Genomic DNA, 2,744 nt, shown 5'->3' on the forward strand with positions numbered 1-2,744 from the left:
TAATACGATCATTAACATTCTTAATATTCGTATCAAGCCCGCTAAAAGCAGAACCAACATCAGTAAAGGACTTACCCGTAACCTGACCGTCTTTAGAAACATCTGATAATTGGTAAATTGGCTGTGTGAGACCACCATCTTTAAAAGATGCTTCTCCTCCCAAGAACTTTGCAATATCCTCACCAATGGTATTGATCTGACCACCCGTGATTGCATCATGGGAACCCTTGATAATCTTACCATCAGCAACATTGTGAAGACCTACAGCTGTAGAACCCTTACCTTTACCGAAAGTCACATTCGTATAATCAATTTCATCTTTTTCTTTTTTATCATAATGAACAACCGCTGAATCATCTGACTGAAGATGATTAATCTGATTGCTTATCTCATTCTTGATATTCGTGAAAGACGTACCAACTCCAGTTAAAGCTTCTGCTACATTCTTATACTCTTGCTCTTCAGATTCACCATTACCCTTAACTGTTTTGACTTTAAAACTTGGGACAGTCCATTTGCCATCCTTATATTCAGCACCGCCACCAAAATAGCTCGCTAACGTATTATTCATCGAATAAAGCTGGGAACCATTCACTGCTTCTGTCGATTCTGCTGAAAGCGTACCATCTTTTACACCTAAAAGTGTCCGAGAAGCCTTATCAACATTGGCAAAATTAACTTGAGTACCGCTCGTTTCACCACCAACCGATATAACACGTGATCCTTGGTCTTGTTTAACAAGGCTATCTCCTACAACTTGGTTAATTTGCTCATTCACTTCATTATGAATATTCGTGAAAGATTGATTCACACCTTCAAAGGCCTCAGAAACAGTTTTATACTCTTGCTCCGTTGCTTTCCCAGTATCATCGAATTTCTTAACCTTAAAGGTAGGAGCGCTCCATTTTCCTTTCTCATCATAACCAGAGCCACCACCCAAATACGACGCAAGCTGCTCATTCAGCGAATAAAGCTGGCCACCTGTTACTGCATCCGTAGAACCCTTAGAAACAGCACCATCTAAAATATGCGTAATCTTGCGATCTGACTTTTCATCACCTTCTCCATGTTGCGCACTAAAGGCTTTGTCAGTCTTGCTCCATAATAAAGCATCACCTTGAACATGTTGTGTAATATTCGTGACTTGTTCAGTAAAATCATTAACGATGTTCTGAATATTCTTATTCACACTTTGAAAATTCGCATCAATGCCTGCAAAAGCTGAAGAAACATCATTATATGTCTTTTCCGTAACTTCCTTACCACCTTCACTGAACGTTTTCAGCGTAAAGCTTGGAGCGCTCCATTTACCATCTTTATAACCTGCTCCACCGCCTAAATAGCTCGCAACCTTATCATTGCTTTCATAAAGCTGGGCACCATTAATAGCTTCTGTTGAAGTAGCGGAAACTTCTCCACCAGCAAGATACTTAATCTTGCTATTTGTTTTTCCTTTTTCCCCATGCTGAGCGACAAAAGCATCATCAGTATTACTCCAATTCAAAGAATCCTGTGCAACACCCTCTGAGACTTCCTTAATACGATCATTAACATTCTTGATATTCGTATCAAGTCCAGTAAATGCAGAGCCAACATCAGTAAAGGACTTATCCGTAACCTGACCGTCTTTAGAAACATCAGACAGTTTATAAGTTGGRCCTGTAAAGCTACCTTCTTTAAAGGATGCTTCACCACCTAAGAACTKWGCAACATCTTGAGAGATAGTATTAATCTGACCGCCYGTAAYYGCATCAYGKGAATTYTCAGCAATCTTACCATCSGMAACATTRTGWARAGMAACAGGRRATGCWTYTTGRCCTTTWCCAAARGTYAYAYTCGTATAGTCARTCTCACCATTGTCCTTCTTATCATAAAGAACAACCGCTGAATCWTCYGAYTGAAGRCTGTKAGAAAGATCCTTCAAGCCTTTATCAAATTGCTCTTTATTAACCGCTTCATTACCCTTCTCTGCTGCCTTAACTCCAGAAAGCCTACGATCTTCTTTATCTTTGTTGGCAATATTGATTTCACCGCCAGCGACTTCTTTACCAATAGTGATGAGGTTCGTTGTAGCATCTTGCTTTACAAGACTATTACTTATCATAGTGCTAATTTCATCATGAACACTCTTGAAAGAAGAACCAACACCAGTCAAAGCTTCCGCTACATTCTTATACGACTCTTCAGTAATATCGCCATCAGAACCGATTTGCTTAACCTTGAAATTAGGATCCGTCCACTCACCATTCTCATACTTAGCGCCGCCACCAAAGTTCTGTGCAACAGTGCTTCCTAAGGTATAAAGCTGACCGCCTGTTACTGCATCCGTGGAATTTTCTGCAATGTTACCATTGGCAAGAGATGTAATTTTGCTGTTACTACTTTCTTTTCCATGTTGCGCTAAAAAGGCATTTGCTTCCTTGCTCCAATTTAGAGAATCTTGTGCAACTCCTTGAGATACTTCCTTAATACGATTATTGACATTCTTGATATTATCATCAAGACCTGTAAAGGCGCTTCCTACATCATTAAAGTCCTTTGACTTCACATGCCCTTCTTCAGAAACCTCCGATAATTTATACGTTGGCTGTGTAAATGCACCATTCGTAAATGCGGAACCTCCACCTAAGTATTTTGCAATATCACCACCAATTGCATTAATCTGGCCACCTGTGATCACATCATGGGAATTTTCAACAATCTTACCATCAGCAACATTGTGGAGAGCGGTGAGAGTTTTATCC

Annotated in this window: 1 pseudogene; it reads right to left on the bottom strand. The window is 39.9% G+C overall.

Going from position 1 to position 2,744, the window contains the following annotated elements:
• A pseudogene (locus tag CER18_RS10140) lies at nucleotides 1–2,744 on the bottom strand (hypothetical protein); the annotation flags it as partial.

Source organism: Bartonella tribocorum (assembly GCF_002777915.1).
Lineage (GTDB): Bacteria > Pseudomonadota > Alphaproteobacteria > Rhizobiales > Rhizobiaceae > Bartonella > Bartonella tribocorum_A.